This window comes from Shewanella sp. 10N.286.52.E4 (assembly GCF_041468785.1).
Taxonomy (GTDB): domain Bacteria; phylum Pseudomonadota; class Gammaproteobacteria; order Enterobacterales; family Shewanellaceae; genus Shewanella; species Shewanella electrodiphila.
This window is the reverse complement of sequence record NZ_JBFRJJ010000043.1, coordinates 1-18,419: the sequence shown is the minus strand read 5'-3', so window position 1 is coordinate 18,419 and position 18,419 is coordinate 1. Positions and strand designations below refer to the sequence as shown.

At 40.5% G+C, this 18,419-nt stretch carries 14 protein-coding genes; 6 read left to right on the top strand and 8 right to left on the bottom strand.

Annotation, left to right across the window (positions count from 1 at the left end; all coding sequences use genetic code 11):
• Window positions 1-62: 62 nt before the first annotated feature.
• Window positions 63-2,654, top strand: a complete 2,592-nt coding sequence (locus tag AB4153_RS18955) for a penicillin-binding protein 1A (RefSeq protein ID WP_371998383.1) — start codon at window positions 63-65, stop codon at window positions 2,652-2,654.
• 106 nt (window positions 2,655-2,760) lie between these two features.
• On the opposite strand, the gene argH is transcribed toward AB4153_RS18955, so the two are convergent.
• The 5 genes from argH to argC all read right to left on the bottom strand — a co-directional run bounded on the left by argH (window position 2,761) and on the right by argC (window position 8,208).
• Window positions 2,761-4,128, bottom strand: a complete 1,368-nt coding sequence (gene argH / locus AB4153_RS18950) for an argininosuccinate lyase (protein ID WP_371998382.1) — start codon at window positions 4,126-4,128, stop codon at window positions 2,761-2,763.
• Between the two features lie 95 nt (window positions 4,129-4,223).
• On the bottom strand, window positions 4,224-5,444 hold the full coding sequence (locus AB4153_RS18945) for an argininosuccinate synthase (RefSeq protein ID WP_102527706.1): 1,221 nt from the start codon (window positions 5,442-5,444) through the stop codon (window positions 4,224-4,226).
• A gap of 67 nt (window positions 5,445-5,511) precedes the next feature.
• Window positions 5,512-6,417, bottom strand: coding sequence for an ornithine carbamoyltransferase (locus tag AB4153_RS18940; RefSeq protein WP_102527707.1), 906 nt, complete (start codon window positions 6,415-6,417; stop codon window positions 5,512-5,514).
• Between the two features lie 13 nt (window positions 6,418-6,430).
• On the bottom strand, window positions 6,431-7,213 hold the full coding sequence (gene argB / locus AB4153_RS18935; RefSeq protein WP_371998381.1) for an acetylglutamate kinase: 783 nt from the start codon (window positions 7,211-7,213) through the stop codon (window positions 6,431-6,433).
• Between the two features lie 14 nt (window positions 7,214-7,227).
• Entirely contained in the window at window positions 7,228-8,208 is a 981-nt protein-coding gene (gene argC / locus AB4153_RS18930; protein WP_371998380.1) for an N-acetyl-gamma-glutamyl-phosphate reductase, read from the bottom strand.
• 261 nt (window positions 8,209-8,469) lie between these two features.
• Here argC and argE point away from each other — a divergent pair, with 261 nt between their 5' ends.
• From argE to AB4153_RS18915, 3 genes are all read left to right on the top strand, one after another.
• Window positions 8,470-9,621, top strand: a complete 1,152-nt coding sequence (gene argE, locus AB4153_RS18925) for an acetylornithine deacetylase (protein ID WP_102527710.1) — start codon at window positions 8,470-8,472, stop codon at window positions 9,619-9,621.
• Between the two features lie 139 nt (window positions 9,622-9,760).
• Window positions 9,761-12,409: a phosphoenolpyruvate carboxylase gene (ppc, locus tag AB4153_RS18920; protein ID WP_371998379.1), complete on the top strand. Its 2,649-nt coding sequence runs from the start codon at window positions 9,761-9,763 to the stop codon at window positions 12,407-12,409.
• Window positions 12,410-12,414: 5 nt separating this feature from the next.
• Complete coding sequence (locus AB4153_RS18915) at window positions 12,415-12,945, top strand: DUF1439 domain-containing protein (RefSeq protein ID WP_371998378.1); 531 nt, start codon at window positions 12,415-12,417, stop codon at window positions 12,943-12,945.
• Between the two features lie 235 nt (window positions 12,946-13,180).
• On the opposite strand, the gene AB4153_RS18910 is transcribed toward AB4153_RS18915, so the two are convergent.
• Both AB4153_RS18910 and AB4153_RS18905 read right to left on the bottom strand, forming a co-directional pair.
• On the bottom strand, window positions 13,181-13,636 hold the full coding sequence (locus tag AB4153_RS18910) for an LPP20 family lipoprotein (protein ID WP_229370941.1): 456 nt from the start codon (window positions 13,634-13,636) through the stop codon (window positions 13,181-13,183).
• Between the two features lie 100 nt (window positions 13,637-13,736).
• Window positions 13,737-14,465 carry a hypothetical protein gene (locus AB4153_RS18905; protein WP_371998377.1) on the bottom strand — a complete coding sequence of 243 codons (729 nt, stop codon included), beginning with the start codon at window positions 14,463-14,465 and terminating at the stop codon, window positions 13,737-13,739.
• Window positions 14,466-14,848: 383 nt separating this feature from the next.
• On the opposite strand from AB4153_RS18905, the gene AB4153_RS18900 reads away from it, so the two are divergent.
• Both AB4153_RS18900 and AB4153_RS18895 read left to right on the top strand, forming a co-directional pair.
• Window positions 14,849-15,577 (top strand): flagellar basal body L-ring protein FlgH, encoded by a 729-nt coding sequence (locus AB4153_RS18900; RefSeq protein ID WP_102527715.1) that lies wholly within the window; start codon window positions 14,849-14,851, stop codon window positions 15,575-15,577.
• A 3-nt stretch (window positions 15,578-15,580) separates the two neighbouring features.
• The gene (locus AB4153_RS18895; RefSeq protein WP_102527716.1) at window positions 15,581-16,762 is read left to right on the top strand and encodes a flagellar assembly protein T N-terminal domain-containing protein; all 1,182 of its coding nucleotides are present in this window, start codon (window positions 15,581-15,583) and stop codon (window positions 16,760-16,762) included.
• Window positions 16,763-16,808: 46 nt separating this feature from the next.
• On the opposite strand, the gene AB4153_RS18890 is transcribed toward AB4153_RS18895, so the two are convergent.
• A complete protein-coding gene (locus AB4153_RS18890) occupies window positions 16,809-18,083 on the bottom strand; it encodes a CinA family nicotinamide mononucleotide deamidase-related protein (RefSeq protein ID WP_102527717.1) in 1,275 nt (424 codons plus the stop codon).
• Window positions 18,084-18,419: the final 336 nt, after the last annotated feature.

Below are 18,419 nucleotides of genomic sequence, written 5' to 3'. Positions count from 1 at the left end.
TTCACCAAAAACCCTCCCGCTTATATACTAGCGAGCATATTTATGATTTTTGGAATATTTCGGTGAAGTGGTTAAAACGAATACTTATTGCTATATTTAGCTTAACTTTATTAGGCGTCGGCACTATTGTCGCAGCTTATTATTATCTTTTGCCTGAATTACCGGATGTAAATACACTCAAAACGGTAAAATTACAGACACCATTAAGAATATACAGCAGTGACGGGCTACTTATTTCTCAGTTTGGTGAAAAAAGAAGAATCCCAATTGAATATCAGGATGTGCCTGAGCAATTAATAAATGCTGTTTTGGATACCGAAGATGCTCGCTTTTTTGAACATAAAGGCATCGATCCTATCGGTATTGTTCGTGCTGCGGTCATTTTAATTACCACGGGTAAAAAAAGCCAAGGTGCGAGTACGATTACTCAACAGGTAGCCCGAGGGTTCTTTTTATCACGCGAAAAAACCTATATTCGAAAAACCAAAGAAATTTTCTTAGCATTAAAAATTGAAAAAGCACTTACTAAAGAAGAAATCTTAACACTCTATTTGAATCGTTCATTCTTAGGTAACCGCGCATATGGTGTCGGTGCTGCTGCTCAAGTTTATTACGGTAAAGATTTAACTCAACTGACATTACCAGAAATGGCAATGATTGCAGGCTTACCCCAAGCGCCTTCTGCAGCCAACCCTATTCGTAACCCAGAGCGAGCTAAAACACGTCGTAATTGGGTACTCAGTAGAATGCTTGAAAAACGCAATATCACTGAGTCGCAATATCAAGAAGCCATTAATTCACCGATCACAGCAAAATATCACGGTGCTGAAATTGATTTATATGCACCCTATATTTCTGAAATGGCTCGAGAGTATATGGTAAGTCAATACGGTGAAGAAGAAGCCTATACCAATGGCTATAACGTCTACACCACCATATCTTCTGATTTACAATTAAAAGCCCAAAGTGCATTACGAGATAATGTATTTGCTTACGATCAGCGTCACGGTTACCGAGGGTCTATCGCCGAATTATGGCCTTCAGAACCTACAGTTGAAAGTATGGCCACCAGCGATATTATCGCTAATTTGAAGAAAACGCGCCCTATGCAAGGCATTATGCCGGCTGCTGTTATTGCGATAAATGAGCAACAAGCAACTGTATTGAATGCCGCAGGCGAAGAAATTCTGTTGGAATGGAATGGCTTAAAGTGGGCTCGTAAATTTATATCAGATAGACGCCAAGGAAAACCACCAAAGAAAGCGGAAGATATTTTAGCTGTTGGTCAAAAAGTGTGGATTAGAAATAATGGCGAATATTGGCAACTCTCTCAAATTCCTCAAGTCTCTAGTGCCACAGTTTCACTTGAACCAAGTGATGGTGCGATTAAAACTCTTGTAGGCGGTTTTAGCTTTACCCAAAGTCAGTATAACCGTGTCACTCAAGCCAAACGTCAGTTAGGTTCTAATATTAAACCTTTCATATACTCTGCTGCACTTGAAGACGACTATACTTTGGCAACATTAATTAATAATGCGCCAATCAATAAACCAGATACTCGACAAGGTACAGCTTGGCGTCCTAAAAACTCGCCGGATATTTATGGTGGCCCAACTCGTTTACGTGTAGGTCTGGCCCAGTCAGTTAATGTCATGTCTGTACGTACAATGAGACATATTGGTTTAGATAACACCATAGCCAAGTTAGTTGAGTTTGGTTTTGATCCTGACGACTTACCTCGTAATGAATCTGTCGCGCTAGGTTCACCTTCGGTTACACCTTTGCAAGTGGTTACTGCATTCAATGTATTTACTAATGGCGGCTACTTAGTTGAGCCATATTTCATTACACAAGTAACCGATTCATTTGATAATGTCATCGAGGAAGCCAATCCACTATTAGCTTGCACGCCTGCTGTCCTTGATAAAATGGCTGAAGTAGCAAGTGATGAGAATGACCCTTTTGCGGCTATGGCGGCTGAATTTGCACGCTCTCAAGGCGCTGAACTTGAGGAGAGCATTGAGACTGAAAGTAGCAACAACACATTACCACTGTGTGGTGATGAAAATAGCCGCTTTGCCCCAAGAATTATTACTGAGCAAACTGCGTTCTTGGTGACTGAAGCTCTTAAAAGTGTAATTTGGGGTGGTGGCGACTGGAGTAAAGGTACAGGCTGGAATGGTACAGCATGGCGTGCATCTCGCTTGATAAAGCGCCGTGATATTGCGGGTAAAACTGGCACAACCAATGAATCTCGTGACACTTGGTTTAGTGGATTTAATCCAACATTAACCTCTACGTTCTGGGTTGGATTTGATGATCATAGCCGCAGACTCGGTCGCACAAGTTGGGTAGCTGATGGGCCAGAAAACCAAATATCAGGTGCTGAAGCGGGTGCGAAAACCGCAGGGCCGGGTTGGAATGACTTTATGAATCAGGCGCTCAAAGGCACTGAGGAAAAGACAACGATTCCGCCTAAAGGCATTATCTCCGCACGTATCGATTTGGCAACGGGTCTACTGACCCGTAAGACGGATCATACCACCTCTTTTGAGTATTTTGTTGAGGGCACTGAGCCAAAAGAATACGCAAAAGAAGAGATAACAGATGAAAATATTTTCATCGAAAACCCAACAGATGATTTATTTCAGTAATCGCTTTATTCTAAAAGTTAATCTGACATAACAAAAAGCCCTGAGTTAATGATTAACTCAGGGCTTTTATAATTTTAAGCGTTACCTATTCAGCTAACACTGGTGATTACTGACCTTGCTTTACAGCCAATGCTTGTTTCACTTGAAGAATAGATGTACCACCTAATGCTTCACGTTTTTCCAAACAAGATTCAATAGTTAAACAGGCATATACATCATCTTCAATGACGTCGCAAAATTGCTTTAATTCAGCAAGTGGTAATTCTTCTAACGGTGTTTGCTTACCAATAGCAACCACTACCACCTCGCCCACTACATGATGCGCTTCTCTGAATGGCATTCCTTTAGCAACAAGATAATCAGCTAATTCTGTAGAGTTAGCGTAACCCTGTTGCGCTGCAGCTAAGGTTCTTTCACGATTAACTTGTAGGCCGCTTAACACAAGTGCAGCCATCTCAAGACAGATAGACCAGCTATCCATCACATCGAATAAGCCTTCTTTATCTTCCTGCATGTCTTTGTTATAAGCCAAAGGTAATGCTTTCATGGTGGTTAAAATGCCCATTAAGCTGCCATAAACACGGCCAGTTTTACCTCTAATAAGCTCAAGTGCATCAGGGTTTTTCTTTTGTGGCATTAATGATGAACCAGATGTCACTTCATCATCTAAATCAATGAAGCCCGCTTCACCGCTGTTAAAGAAAATTAAATCTTCAGCCATACGGCTTAAGTGCATCATGCTGATAGATGCATCACTGCATAACTCAATCACATGGTCGCGATCTGATACGGTATCAAGGCTATTTAATGTTGGCGTCGCAAACCCGAGAGATTCAGCAATGGCATGTCTATCCATAGGATAAGCTGTACCAGCTAATGCGCCTGAACCTAAAGGACACGTGTCAGCACGCTTTAATGCATCTTCTAAACGACTAATATCACGTTCAAACATTTCTACATAAGCTAAACACCAGTGACCAAATAATACTGGCTGAGCTCTTTGTAAATGGGTGTAACCTGGCATAACAGCATCTATTTCACGTGCAGCAAGGTCAATTAATGCACCTCTAAGCTTTTGCAGCAGCGCAAGTGATTGCTCACCCTCTTTTCTACACCATAGCTTTAAATCTGTCGCCACTTGGTCATTACGAGAGCGTCCTGTGTGCAGTTTTTTACCTAAATCGCCCACTTTAGCAATCAAAGATTGTTCCACAAAACTATGAATATCTTCAGCACCTGAAGCAATAATGGCTTCTGGCTTATCAGCAACTTCAGCAAGTAGCTCGTTTAATGCTGCATGTAATTGCTCACATTCCTGTTGGGTTAAAATACCCACTGAAGTAATCGCCGTAGCCCAAGCAATCGAGCCGACAATATCTTCTTCAATTAAACGATAATCTACTGGCAGTGAGTCATTAAATAACTTAAATAATGCGCTGCTTTCTTGACTGAATCTTCCGCCCCATAACGCCATGTCGATACCCTCTTTAAATTCTTTAATTCAATTACATTAATCTGACAAAAACGGGGCTTATATCAGCCCCGTTTGTTTACTCTTAACAGTTGAGCTTATTTGCTGTTAAGTGCTCTGATACGGCTTGATAAAGAATAAAGGCGAATAAAGCCTTCAGCATCTTTTTGGTCGTAAACATTATCGTCACCAAACGTCGCAAACTCTTCTGAATATAAGCTATTTGGAGAACGCTTTTTAACAACACTTGCTTGACCTTTGTAAAGCTTAATCACAACTTCACCGTTAACCAGCCCAGCTAATGCTTCTGACGCAGCAATCAATGAATTACACAGCGGTGTAAACCAACGACCGTCATAGACCAAATGAGCCATTTGGGCGCCAACCTGTTCACGCCATTCACGACTTGTTTTATCAAGTACTAACTCTTCAATGGCACGAAGACCAGCAAACATCACAGTGCCGCCTGGCGTTTCATAACAACCACGAGACTTCATGCCAACCAAACGGTTCTCAGTAATGTCGATACGGCCTACACCATGCGCGGCAGCAAGTTCGTTTAACTGCATTAATGCTGCGTATGGAGATAAAGCCACACCGTCAACATGAGTCACACGGCCATTTTCAATATTTAACGCAACATACTCTGGCGTATTCGGCGCATCTTCTGGTGCAACCGTCATGGTCCACACTTCTTTGCTTGGCTCGTTCCATGGGTCTTCTAGCTCGCCACCTTCATGCGAGATATGCCAAGCATTAGCATCACGACTATAGATTTTGGTCGCCGAAGCTGTGGTTTCAATGTTTCTTTCAGCTAAGTAATCTAATAAATCTTCACGGCTCACCATTGACCACTCACGCCAAGGTGCAATGACTTTTAAATCTGGAGCAAGCGCAGCAAAACAACCTTCAAAACGAACTTGGTCATTACCTTTACCAGTACAACCATGACAAACTGCATCAGCACCCACTTTACGAGCCACTTCGACTTGTGCTTTAGCAATAATAGGACGCGCCATTGACGTTCCTAGTAAATAAGTCCCTTCGTAAATTGCGCCCGTTGCAATCGTTGGGTAGATGTAATCAGCCACCAGCTCTTCTTTTAAGTCGACGATATAACATTCAGAAGCACCAGACTCGATAGCTTTTTCATGCAAACCTTCAAGCTCTTCTGCCCCCTGACCGACATCAGCACAAAATGCGATAATTTCGCAGTTATCGTAGGTCTCTTTCAACCATGGGATAATGGCTGAGGTGTCTAAACCACCTGAATACGCTAATACAACTTTCTTAATACTGGTTTGTGTTTCAATAGACATCTTTAATTTTTCCTAACATAAACTGTGTAAAGTAGGTTCGCTTTTAGCCAACCAACGAAATTTTCAATTAACCCAACAAGGTCACTAGCACTGCATTTTGCGCATGCATTCTATTTTCAGCTTGTTGCAGAATGAGTGAGCCTTCACCATCAACAACTTCCGCAGTTGCTTCTACTTCTCTGTATGCTGGTAAACAATGCATAAAGAAGTTAGCGCCCACTTTTGTCATCAGCTCAATGTTTACTTGGTATGGTTTAAATTTAGCTTCAATTTCTGCCATTGAAGTGTCATCACCCATAGAGATCCAAGTATCAGTATAAATCGCATCTTGCGGCCCCATTTCATTAACGTCTGAGGTCAAAATAAGCTGACCGCCATGTTTAGCCGCTAATGCTTGAACTTCACAAACTACTTGGCCATCAGGGAAATGCCCTGGAGGACACACGACTGTCATCGTCGCGCCCAAAATCGCTGCGCCATACATCAAAGAGTGAGTGACATTATTACCATCACCTAAGTAAGCTAATTTCACTTTACTGACATCATCAAATTTTTCAGACAATGTTAGGAAGTCAGCTAGACCTTGGCACGGGTGGTATAAGTTACATAAGGCATTAATAACAGGGACAGAAGCATGTTCGGCTAAGCCCGCAATGGTAGTATGCGAAAAGGTTCTCGCGACTATCGCGTCTGCCCAACAAGAAATATTAGTCGCAAAATCTGAAACAGGCTCACGTTTACCTAATGCGCCATTTTGCTGATCAAGATAAACAGCATGGCCACCGAGTTTATTAATACCAATGTCAAAGCTAACGCGGGTTCGCAGCGAAGGTTTTTCAAACAGCATTACGACACTTTTGCCTGCTAATGCTTGGTTGTAATCTGCTGGATTAGCTTTGATTTTTTTCGCTAACGCTAATAAATCGAGCAGTTCAGTTTGCGATAAATTTTTAATTGATAATAAATGTTCCATTAGTATTTAACTCCTATGGCTGAATTTGAGTGCCAACGGATTGTCCGTTCGTTAAGGCAATTAATTGTTGAGGTTGTTTCCAAGATGCAACTTGCACTGGTTTCCCCATCCACTGAGCAACTTCTAATGCCGCTTCTACTTTGACCTTCATTCCTTTTTCTATCACGCCTTGCTGAACTAAATCTGAAATCTGTTGTTGATTTAGCTCAGTAATTAACTCTTTATTGCCATCTAATACACCTGGAACATCAGATAACAGCACTAATTGACCTTCAACTAATTTGGCAAGTGCTGTCGCAGCTTGATCTGCATTGACATTGAGCATTTCACCTTGCGAAGAGACAGCAATCGAGCTACAAATCGGCAGCCAGCCCTGTGATAGTAAATAATTTAAATAACTAGGGTCGTTCGGGGAGACTTCACCTACTAAGCCTAGGTTTTCATTTTTTATTGATGCATGAACAGAATTACCGTCCGCTAAACTCATACCCACTGAAACAATGCCAGCCTCAATGGCTGCAGCTTGTAATAACTTGTTAGCTGTTCCAGCTAGTGCACCAACAACAATTGGGATTTGATCGGCAGGTGTTACCCGTAAGCCATCAAGCTTAATCGTTTCTTTTCCGTTTGCAGTTAATTGCTCATCCACCAAGCAACCACCACCATGTACAAAAATAACCTTTTGCTTCTGTGACATCATGTCTGCGACAACAGACATTAACTCTGCCATGCCTGAAGCTGATTGTAATAATGCGCCGCCCACTTTAAGCACAATAACAGGCTTGTTATTTGACATATTGTTACTTCCTGTTAAAGACCAAAGTGAATTTTAATGCACTGTAAGCCTTGGCTAGCAGCACCTTTCATTAAGTTATCGATTGCACTGGCAACCACAAGGTAATTGCTTTGCGGATCATATTTCCAACCGACGATACAATTGGGTGTGTTAACGACATCATCAACTTTAGGAAATTGATTATGCTTCACACTGACTAACGGGCAATCGTCATAGATTTGATATGCTGCTGCAATATTAGCTTCGGTTGTCCCTTTGGCTAATTGCACAGTAATCGTAGCTAAAATCCCACGTTTAAAATTACCTAAATGCGGCGTAAAAATAACTTCTTGCCCTAATTGCGTGGCAATTTCAGGTTGATGCCTATGACCTAAAACGCCATATGGCGTTAAGCTCACCTCACAAAAACTGGTATGCAACTGTGCTTTTCTGCCCGCGCCAGTCACACCACTGACGGCATTAATCACTGGATATGCGTCAGTTAACATTGGTTTTAAAGGTTTAAGCGCCGTTAATGATGCTGTTGGATAACAACCAGGAACCGCAATCATTTTACTTTGTGCAATTTGCTCATGATTCCATTCAGCTAAACCGTAAACCGCATCAGCGAGTACAGCAGCTTGTGTGTGCTCAAAGCCATACCATTTAGGGTACTGCTCAACATCAGCAAAACGATACGCACCACTTAAATCAAATACCGCTAAGTCCTGTTGATAAAAGAAAGCAGCAAGTTCTAAGCTAACAGAATGTTCAGTGGCAAGTACCACAGCATCAGCTTGCTCGACAATGGTCTGTTTTGCAGCAGCAGATAATGGAGACAAAGGAATTTGAATATGTTGATAAGTCGGATACAAGTCCGCAAGTAAACGACCTTTATCAAGACTGTTCTCTGACACGTACAAGCCTTGAATTGATAATGACGCGTCAGCATCAATAAGAGCGGTGATTTGTGCGCCGGTATAACCACTTGCACCAATAATTGCGATATTTTTCATTATTTTGTCGTCTTTAAGTAAGTAAACTGTTGAAGATGAATCAATACGTGAGCAGGGCGCTCGAGAATAAAACTATCGTCGAAGATAGTTTACCTTGGGATCTGTTACAGTGAGTTGAATCGCAATTAAATACATATCTATAATTCTTAAATCGTTATCAAGTTATGGTGAATACCTTAGCTGTTTGCTAGACTAACACAAATTATTACTTATGCAATAATAATGAATACATATTTTATTGCGATAGCTAAAAAGGTTCCTATGAATTCATTGCCAGAACTAAAAGATGCTTTTAAACAGCTGATTGCACTACCATCTATTAGTGCATTAGAAGCAGAACAGGATATGAGTAACCATGCAGTTATTGAACTTCTGCAATCTTGGTTTTCAGAGATGGGTTTTGACTGCACGGTACATACTGTTGCTGACAGTCGTGGTAAGCAAAATTTGGTCGCGACCATTGGTTCAGGTAAAGGTGGGTTATTGCTGGCTGGACACACTGATACAGTACCTTTCGATGAAGGCCGATGGAGTCAAAGCCCATTTGAGCTAACCGAAAAAGATAATCGCTGGTATGGGTTAGGTACCTGCGATATGAAAGGTTTTTTTGCACTCATTATGGAAGCACTCAAAAGCATACCTTTGCATGAGTTAAAACGTCCGCTACATATTTTTGCAAGCGCCGATGAAGAAACAACGATGAATGGTGCTAAAGCATTTGCGGATGCTAAAAGTATTGCGCCTGACTACGCCATCATTGGAGAGCCCACCAGTTTAAAACCGGTATATATGCATAAAGGGCATTTAGCTCAGGGGATCCGAGTGATTGGCCGCAGCGGCCATTCTTCTGATCCTGCTCGTGGTTTGAACGCCATCGAAATCATGCACCAAGTGGTTGGCCAACTAATGAAGCTTAAACAGCATTTAAGTGAGAATTACCGCGAAGATGCTTTTAGTGTGCCTTATCCAACCATGAATTTTGGTCATATACATGGTGGTGATGCCGCCAACCGTATATGTGGTTGCTGCGATTTACACTTAGATATTCGCCCTCTTCCTGGGATGGAATTAGCCGATTTAGAATTAATGGTGATTAACTATTTATCTGAAATTAATAAGCAGTATCCAGGCAGTATCGAAATATCGACTTTATATCCTGGCTCTGAGTCATTCGCTGGCAAAGTTGATAGCTACTGGACAGAGTTAGTCGCTGAAATATCTAACACTCAAGCTGAAGTCGTCAATTATGCCACCGAAGCACCCTATATTAAACAGCTTGGCTGTCAAACTTTGGTGATGGGACCAGGCAGTATTAATCAAGCCCACCAGCCAGATGAATACATTGGCTTAGAGTATTTAACGCCAACTGTTGAGTTAATGAAAAAGCTTATTTATCAGGCTTGTATTAAATAGTTGTGATGAACATCAGCGTTAATCGATTATGTATTTTAATTAATAGAAGAAGCCATTGACCGATACCCTCGCACCTCGCTATTGTGCTAGCTAAAGTCTGATATTGTAACGGCTAATTAAGTTAACTTATGGAGTAATTATGGCAGAGCAAACCGCCGACATGTACGCTTCTTTGCGTTCGAATGTGAGTAGCTTAGGGCAGATTCTGGGTGATACGATGCGTGATCACCTTGGCGAAGCATTTCTCGAAAAAGTAGAGCAAATCCGTATTCTTGCAAAAGAGTCTCGCCAAGGCGACGCTGACTCAAGACAGCAAATGCTCACTTTATTGAATTCCTTACCAGACGAAGAACTGGTTCCTTTTGCGAAAGCCTTTAACCAATTCTTAAATCTAGCCAATATTGCAGAACAATTTCACACCATAAGCCGTAACTGTGATGAGCTAGTTTGTGTGCCCGACCCAGTAGAGCAGTTGCTAGGAAGAATGCTTAATAGTAATGCCAATGAACAAGATGTTATCAATTGCTTAAAGACACTTGATATTGATTTGGTGTTAACCGCGCACCCAACAGAAATATCCCGCCGAACATTAATTCAAAAGTATTCGGCCGTTGTCGATTGCCTAACTGAGCAAGAAAATAAGCAATTAACAGAACGAGAAAGAAATCAATCTCATTTAAGATTACGTCAATTGATAGCCCAAATTTGGCATACCAATGAAATTCGTAATGAGCGACCAACACCTGTCGATGAAGCTCGCTGGGGGTTAAGCACTATTGAAGCTTCTCTATGGCAAGCAGTACCTGACTTTTTACGCCAATTAAATGATCACGTAGAAGCTAAAACAGGTCAACAAATTCCAGCAGATATTTGCCCTGTTAGATTCTCAAGTTGGATGGGTGGCGATAGAGATGGTAACCCATTTGTCACCTCAGTCGTGACTGAGGAAGTCCTCTTACGCAACCGCCATGCAGCGGCAAGATTATATTTAAAGGATGTAGTTTCATTGGTTAATGAACTCTCCATGGAAGATGCCAACGCAGAGTTAATGGCACTCGTTCCAAACAGTAAAGAGCCATACCGCGATGTGTTAAGGCACCTACGTCATAAACTCCGTAACACGATTGACTACCTAAATGCGCGCCTTGAAGGCCATCAAGTCGACGTCAACTATAATGACTTGGTATGGGAACTAGATGATTTAAAACAGCCACTTGAATTACTATATCGCAGTTTGTCAGAGTCAGGCATGCGTTTAATAGCCAATGGTTTATTACTAGACATGTTGCGCCGTTTAGCCTGTTTTGGCATTCATATGCTGCGACTAGATATTCGCCAAGATGCCGAGCGTCATAGCGATGTCATCGCTGAGCTAACTCGCTACTTAGGCATGGGTGATTACGATCATTGGGACGAAAATGAAAAACAAGCCTTCTTGCTCAGAGAGCTCACCAGTCGTCGCCCATTGATCCCTTCTGCTTGGCAGCCTTCTGCTGACGTTCAAGAAGTCATTAAAACGTGTCAGCTAGTCGCAACTCAACCAGCTACGGCACTGGGCTCGTACGTTATCTCAATGGCGAGTAAACCTTCTGACGTGCTAGCCGTATTATTGCTTTTAAAAGAAACGGGCTGCCAGCATCCAATGCGTGTAGTGCCATTGTTTGAAACATTAAGCGATTTAAACACTGCCTCTGACTGTATGACACAATTACTCGATATTGATTGGTACCGTGGTTACACCAAAGGTATGCAAGAAGTAATGATTGGCTATTCAGACTCAGCGAAAGATGCTGGTGTCATGGCAGCAGCTTGGGCGCAATACCATGCTCAGGAACAACTCGTCGCTGTGTGTAAAAAAGCTGACGTTAAACTAATGCTTTTCCATGGTCGCGGTGGCTCTATTGGTCGTGGCGGCGGGCCAGCTCACAAAGCAATTTTGTCTCAACCTCCGGGCTCGGTTGACGGTCGTATCCGAGTTACTGAACAGGGTGAGATGATCCGCTTTAAATTCGGCTTACCCAAAGTTGCCGTACAAAGTTTAGCGCTTTACACATCAGCTGTAATGGAGGCGACTTTATTACCTCCTCCAGAGCCAAAACAAGAATGGCGTGATTGCATGCAGCGTATTGCGGATGACTCAGTTAAAGCTTATCGCGGAATCGTTCGTGAGGAGCCTGATTTTGTGGCTTATTTCAGAGCTGCAACCCCAGAAGTGGAGCTAGGTAAACTGCCTCTTGGTAGCCGACCAGCTAAAAGAAGAGTTGATGGCGGGATTGAAAGCCTTCGCGCTATTCCTTGGATATTCGCATGGTCACAAAACCGATTGATGTTACCTGCTTGGCTCGGCTCGGGCGAGGCATTAACTGCGGCAAATGAGCGAGGTGAAACTGAGCTTTTAAAAGAAATGGAACAGCAATGGCCATTCTTTGAAACCCGCATATCAATGCTAGAAATGGTTTATATGAAAGCAGAGCCTAACCTAGCGCGATACTATGAAAGCACACTGGTCCCAGAAGATTTACATCATTTAGGTAAAAAGCTCCGTACGAGTCTACAATTAGGTACTGAAGCAGTATTATCTTTAACGGAATCAGAAGAGTTAATGTCGCATACTCCGTGGAATAGAGAGTCAGTTAAGCTTCGTAACCCTTACATTGACCCGCTAAACTTTTTACAAGCAGAACTGCTAAGCCGTACTCGTAATGAAGAACAAGCTTCAAAGCAAGTGGAGTTAGCACTAATGCTCACCATTGCAGGTGTAGCTGCAGGAATGAGAAACACAGGATAATGACATTGTTCAAAACAATACTAATCTGTTGCATGTTGTTACTGACTGGCTGTGCTAGTCAGTACAGTATCACTGAGTCGGAAGTAGAAGATTATCTTAATAATGAAATGCATTATGAGGTCTCTCAAGGTAATCAAATCTTCGGATTACAACTTAAACTCAATGATATGGAAGTAGAGTTAGGTCATAAACCAAATACTATTTCTGTTACTGCATTAACTGAGATGGGGGTAAAAAATCCCTTTAAGTCAATCTCAGCAGATATGGAAATCACTTTTGAAGCAGAGCCATGGTATGACGTAGAAAGTAAAAGCATCTTTCTAAAGAAACTCGACTTGGTTAGCGTTAAATCTGAGCCTGCAGATATTGAACAGATGCTTAAACCGATTACGCCACAATTAATGATATTTTTGCGAACGTTTTTGGAATCACAACCCGTCTATGTGCTCGACACCAATGACTCCAATCAAGCACTAATGGCTTCGATGACTAAAGCCATTGAAGTACAAAAAGGTAAAATCGTGATTAAGTTCTAACATTTTAATTTGAACTAACCTACGTTAATTTAAAAGCGCCGACTGGCGCTTTTTTATGCCAGTAATTCCATAAAGGAAGAGAAAACCATATTAGAAATGAGCAGCTAAGATACAAAGTACACCTGCAACTAAAACGCCGGTAACGTGAAAATCTCAAAGTAAGCAGACAAGTTCTATTAACAAAACATTGTCTACTTTTAATAAAACTAGCCATATTCATCAAAGATCGAATGGATTAAAAGTTTTTTACTGGCTCAACCACCAAGGTGCTAGAGTGCACTGGGTTTTCTGACTGCATATACAAATCTCGCACCAGCTTAAAATCTAGCTCCAATTCGGTGACATAAAAGCCGTCTATTGGATAAGTCTTGACAACTTTGGCTCCCTTTATCACACCAGAAACTTTAATCTTGGTGGCGATATTATTCAGCGAGTGACCTTGTATTGCTGTTTGCGAGTTGAGCTGCAATCCGTAGACCTGTTCGGCTAATTCTCTATACGCCAAGATCTTTGACGCTTCCATAGCCATTAAAATCTGCTCTGAACGCATTTCTGCAGGTTGCTTCTCAATAGGTGCATAACCTACAGCATTTAAAACAGGAAAATCAGTTGGCTGATATTGCGCTGGTTGACTATTTAAAGCTTCACAACCACTTAATATAAACCAAGTCATAAGAAGTATTATTTTCATATTAATTACCAATAGAATATTTCATAAATAAATCAGAAAAATAAATAGAATATACTTAACCCGTGAATTAAACACTGCACAATTCTACGCAATAAAGATATTAAGCACCTTTATCATTATCATCTGAAAGAAAAGAACTAACTCCTGCTGCAATACCCCCAGCATTAGTTTCTGCAAAATAATCCATAATTAATTTAATCGCTGTAGAACCTGCACCAACATAATCAGAATAAATTAAACTACCTGCTAATGTCGAAGCTGGACTTATTTCAGTATCGGTGGTTTCTTGGTAAATATAAGATAATATTGGGGTATGATTTAAGATATTCACTGAATCGATAACATCTTTTTGATCAAAACCGTCTTCACCAAAAGAGAATTTATAAATATCTTCACCAATATTAGATTCTTCTGGTGTCGCATTACTTATTAACGAGCTTACTTCTTCGGAACTGACCTTAGCTGAAACTAATGTATTTTCGCCTACTGCATTGGTGACAGCAGTTTTGAGCATACTGCTTTGTAATGATGATAATAAGCCTTGTTGTAACTCCGTAATCATACTGCTATTCATATTTAGCGATAAGATACTTGAATTACCTAGCCCAGTCTCAGCCAGTATTTGTTGCTGCAAAGAGTCTACCGAAAATATTTCAGAGGTTGAACTAGAGTCAAGCACAGCACTGCCGACACTCTTAACTTTAGAGACACTTGTCAGAATATCAGCAAATGTATCGGAGTCACTACTCGATTGGGATTGAATTCTTTTATCAGATTTGATTAATTCAGTTGATCTAGAGAGTGCAGACAAAGATTCTTGCTGAGTCATAATAGTATTTAACCAAGTAAAGTTAGAATAGACTTTTAAAATATTTCATTCATCAAAAACATGCTTAAATATAAATACACATGCAAATTTATAGTATACAATTAATAATACAAAGCCAATACAAATGACGCAGTTAATAGCAAGCAAGCATAAACCCCACCAAATAATATATATCCACAACAAATCCATATATTACTTTTCAAATATAAAAACTTTAAAACAGATGCAACACCTCACACAAACAATATATATCAATAGTTAGTAACAAATAACATTAATATTAGTAAATAAGCGTAAAGATAATGAAGTTACTGTGTAGAAGATAGATATCATAGTTCAATTGACGTTAAAATTTATAAAACCCTCAACACAGTTGTTCAGAAATGAAATTAACAATCACGTTTGCAGCATTCATTCTATTAAGTATGTCAGCTTGTACAACGACTGAAGTCGCTGAAATAAAAGTACCGACTAAAGAAAACACCACAGTTAATGTTATTGAAACGGATGACGAAGTGATGAAAGGGGATCCTCAATATCGCCCTGTCAGAAATAATAATATTCAACAGGCGCAGCAAATTACTGGCTCAATATTTAACCCTGACAGCGTATATGATATTTATCAAAACAATAATCGTTATGATATTGGTGATATGATCTTAATCAGATTAAATGAAGAGATGACGTCGAAAAAATCAGTTAGCTATACCAGAGATAGCTCCAATGATTTCGAGTTATCCCCCAATATTACCGCTGGTAATATCAACATCGATGAGAACAATCTCAGCGCCGATTACTCTCAAGATAAAAGCTTTGATAGCTCCTCTGCAAGTAATCACAATAACTCTCTCTCTGGTACCATTACTGTTGCAGTAAGAGAAAAACTCCCTAACGGTAACTTAGTCGTTGCTGGGGAAAAGTGGCTAAAACTGAATAAAGGCGACGAATATGTGCGCTTTTCAGGTGAAATTAGAGTGACAGATATTGGCTCGGATCATTCAATTGATTCAAGCATGGTCGGAAATACAGTGATTGAAGTCAGTGGCAAGGGAGAGCAACAAGACAATCAAGATCCATCGCTAATTTCTAAACTGCTTAATGTGTTTGGCTAATCAATGAAGCAAATACTATGTGCAATATTAATGCTCTGCTTACCATCAATGTCCTATGCACAGTGGTATTTAGGCCAAGCATCAATTCCCTATGACGGTGATGATTATAATGACGTGCGTAAATTAGCTATTGAACAAGCAATTGAAAACGCCTCACTTCAAGCAAGTAGTTACATTAGTATCGAAAATACGGTAAGAGATGGCATTCTTACGAGTAGTAAAAGCAATATTGTATCGAAACAGCAAATCAGTGAGATTGTCATTCTTAATGAAACGATAACCGCAGGTAAGTTAACCGTTAATCTCAAGGTGAATCTTCATTCTAAATCGAATTGCATTAAAGATGCTTATTCCAAACAGCTAATCATTGCCCAGTTTCCTTTGATGACCCCTGAACAGGCTGCGCCTGGTGATATATACACTTTGCCATTTCATGTAGCCTCTAGATTCAAAAACGAACTCAGCAACCAACCAAGCGTCTTTGTTGAAGAACTGATACCTCAGATGGTGTTTAAGCCTGTGACCAGCTTTGACAGCATAAATCTAAAGACCATTCAAAGTATCTCACATAGGTTGAATAGCCAATTTCAAAGCCAATATTTAGTCTTTGGCTATATACGCGATATAGGTTTATATAATGAAATAAAGTCTGCTTTATTAACCAATACGATTTACCCAAAGCGTAACTTCACTATTAAAGTGTTTATGTACGATAGAATTAGCGACAGCATACTTCTAGAAGATGAATACCATGGTGAGGGAGGTTGGAGCTTCGACTCTTACTCTAAAGTTGATTTATCAAATAGTTTATTTTGGCGAAGTGAATACGGTAAAGCCATCGTTGATACTCTATTTAAAGTCTCGCAAGACATTAACCAAACATTGAGTTGTGAGGCAACTAAAGCAACGGTAATAAATCGAGATGATGAGTTTATCACTATAAATATCGGCACTATGCATGGCGTTAAAAAAGGGGATATCTTTCAACATATCAAGCTTAAAAATATACCGTTAAGAAATACCGTGATGTCCACTCTAATGCCACCAGATGAACCAACGTTATTGGAAGTGATTCAGGTGAGCAATAAAATTAGCTTGCTCAAAGCACCAGAAAATGAAGACGTTAATGGCATAAATCAACACCAAGTAGATTTATACGATGTCGTCACAACAACCAGTTTTTAACTATTAGATAAACGATCTAACGAACTAGATCATTTATCGGTGTAATTTACTTTGCAAATCGAGATATTGATGGGTAATCAACAATGACAGCTTCACCAAGCAAAGCACGACGTAACATATCATAGGCAATTGCGGCACTGATACTTCGCACCAGTTGCCTAGATCGGCTCGGTAACTTAATCATCTGACTATATACTGCGTGCTTAGTGGCTAAAGCTATTGCAACAGTGCCAACAGGCTTATCATCAGAACCGCCATCTGGACCTGCTATTCCGCTGGTAGATAATGCAAAATCACTGTCTAGAATATCTCTTGCTCCTCTCGCCATCGCTTCCACAGTGGCAATAGAAACAGCCCCATAATCATCAAGTATTTGCGGATTTACGCCCAATATTTTTACCTTAGATTCATTACTGTAGGTCACCAATCCATGATGAAGGTAAGAAGAGCTGCCTGCAAAATCAATTAATTGACTGGTGATCAACCCACCAGTACAAGACTCAGCAATGCTTAAGCTGAAACCGGACTGATATAATCTATTATGGATCTCAGCGGCTAAAGTAGGCCTGTCTTCTGCTACAACGGCGATTCCAAGAATTGATTTAACTTTTTTAGTCACACTAGGGAGTTTGCTTATTGCTTTGTCCCCACGTGCAAAAATCTTGATTTCAATGTGCGGCATTGAAGAGCGATAACCTAACGTAATCCCATCTGGAAGATTTAATGGTGACAAACTATCCTCTAGTGAGGATTCTCCATGACCAATTGTGAGTAATTTTTTAAGCGACGTATTCTCGCTGATGCCATACTCTTCTTTGATAAAAGGGATGAATTGCTCTTTAATCATGTGCTTTAATTCGAAAGGCACGCCTGGAGTAAAGAACAACCAGGCCTTATTGAGCTTAACTCTGAAGCCACAGGCCGTTCCCACGGGGTTATCTACCATCACAGCCGACTCAGGCAACCAAGCTTGTTTTAAATTGCTCTTAGCCATTGTTCTATTATTACGAGCAAACCAGTTAACGAGCGTCTCACGCCACTCGATATTTTCAACTAATTCTTCACTCTTAGCCAAAGCCATAGCTTCTGCAGACATGTCGTCACTAGTAGGTCCTAAGCCACCATTAACAATGATTACGTCCGCATGATGGCTTCGTTCAATAAAGGCGTTCTTAAGATCTTCAAGTCGATCACCCACCGTGATTCTATGTTGAGTCTCAATTCCCAACTCCATCATGGTGTTTGCAACCCACGCAGCATTGGTATCAATAATCTGGCCAGATAAAACTTCTTCACCAGTACAAATCATTTCTAATTTCATTTTTTTCCCTAAAATGCTGACTTGAAAACTAAGCCAAATATATAAAACCTGTTGAATTGCCTATCAAGATAGCTGACCTATATTAAACATCAACGATTAATAGGGAATAATTCATAATAGTAAGGTTTTAAATAATAATTACTATCTTCGAACTTCAAATTACAGTGACAAATACACCCAAAAAATCAATAACTAAGCCATTTACTCTTTAAAAGATTGGGCGCATGTCGATGACCTACATTTCCTTGTAAGAGCTCATGGGCATTCTAGCCATATTGTTTATTAGCTTTAGCCGTTAACGAACTCACTCAAATTCCAGACATAAAAAAGCCCGTA

Excerpts from the sequence above, each read along its gene's own strand:
- argE (WP_102527710.1), top strand. The coding sequence starts at position 8,470 with ATGAATTCATTGCCAGAACTAAAAGATGCTTTTAAACAGCTGATTGCA.
- AB4153_RS18910 (WP_229370941.1), bottom strand. The coding sequence starts at position 13,636 with ATGAAAATAATACTTCTTATGACTTGGTTTATATTAAGTGGTTGTGAA.
- AB4153_RS18900 (WP_102527715.1), top strand. The coding sequence starts at position 14,849 with ATGAAATTAACAATCACGTTTGCAGCATTCATTCTATTAAGTATGTCA.
- AB4153_RS18895 (WP_102527716.1), top strand. The coding sequence starts at position 15,581 with ATGAAGCAAATACTATGTGCAATATTAATGCTCTGCTTACCATCAATG.
- argH (WP_371998382.1), bottom strand. The coding sequence starts at position 4,128 with ATGGCGTTATGGGGCGGAAGATTCAGTCAAGAAAGCAGCGCATTATTT.
- AB4153_RS18940 (WP_102527707.1), bottom strand. The coding sequence starts at position 6,417 with ATGGAACATTTATTATCAATTAAAAATTTATCGCAAACTGAACTGCTC.
- ppc (WP_371998379.1), top strand. The coding sequence starts at position 9,761 with ATGGCAGAGCAAACCGCCGACATGTACGCTTCTTTGCGTTCGAATGTG.
- AB4153_RS18945 (WP_102527706.1), bottom strand. The coding sequence starts at position 5,444 with ATGTCTATTGAAACACAAACCAGTATTAAGAAAGTTGTATTAGCGTAT.
- argB (WP_371998381.1), bottom strand. The coding sequence starts at position 7,213 with ATGTCAAATAACAAGCCTGTTATTGTGCTTAAAGTGGGCGGCGCATTA.
- argC (WP_371998380.1), bottom strand. The coding sequence starts at position 8,208 with ATGAAAAATATCGCAATTATTGGTGCAAGTGGTTATACCGGCGCACAA.
- AB4153_RS18890 (WP_102527717.1), bottom strand. The coding sequence starts at position 18,083 with ATGAAATTAGAAATGATTTGTACTGGTGAAGAAGTTTTATCTGGCCAG.
- AB4153_RS18905 (WP_371998377.1), bottom strand. The coding sequence starts at position 14,465 with ATGACTCAGCAAGAATCTTTGTCTGCACTCTCTAGATCAACTGAATTA.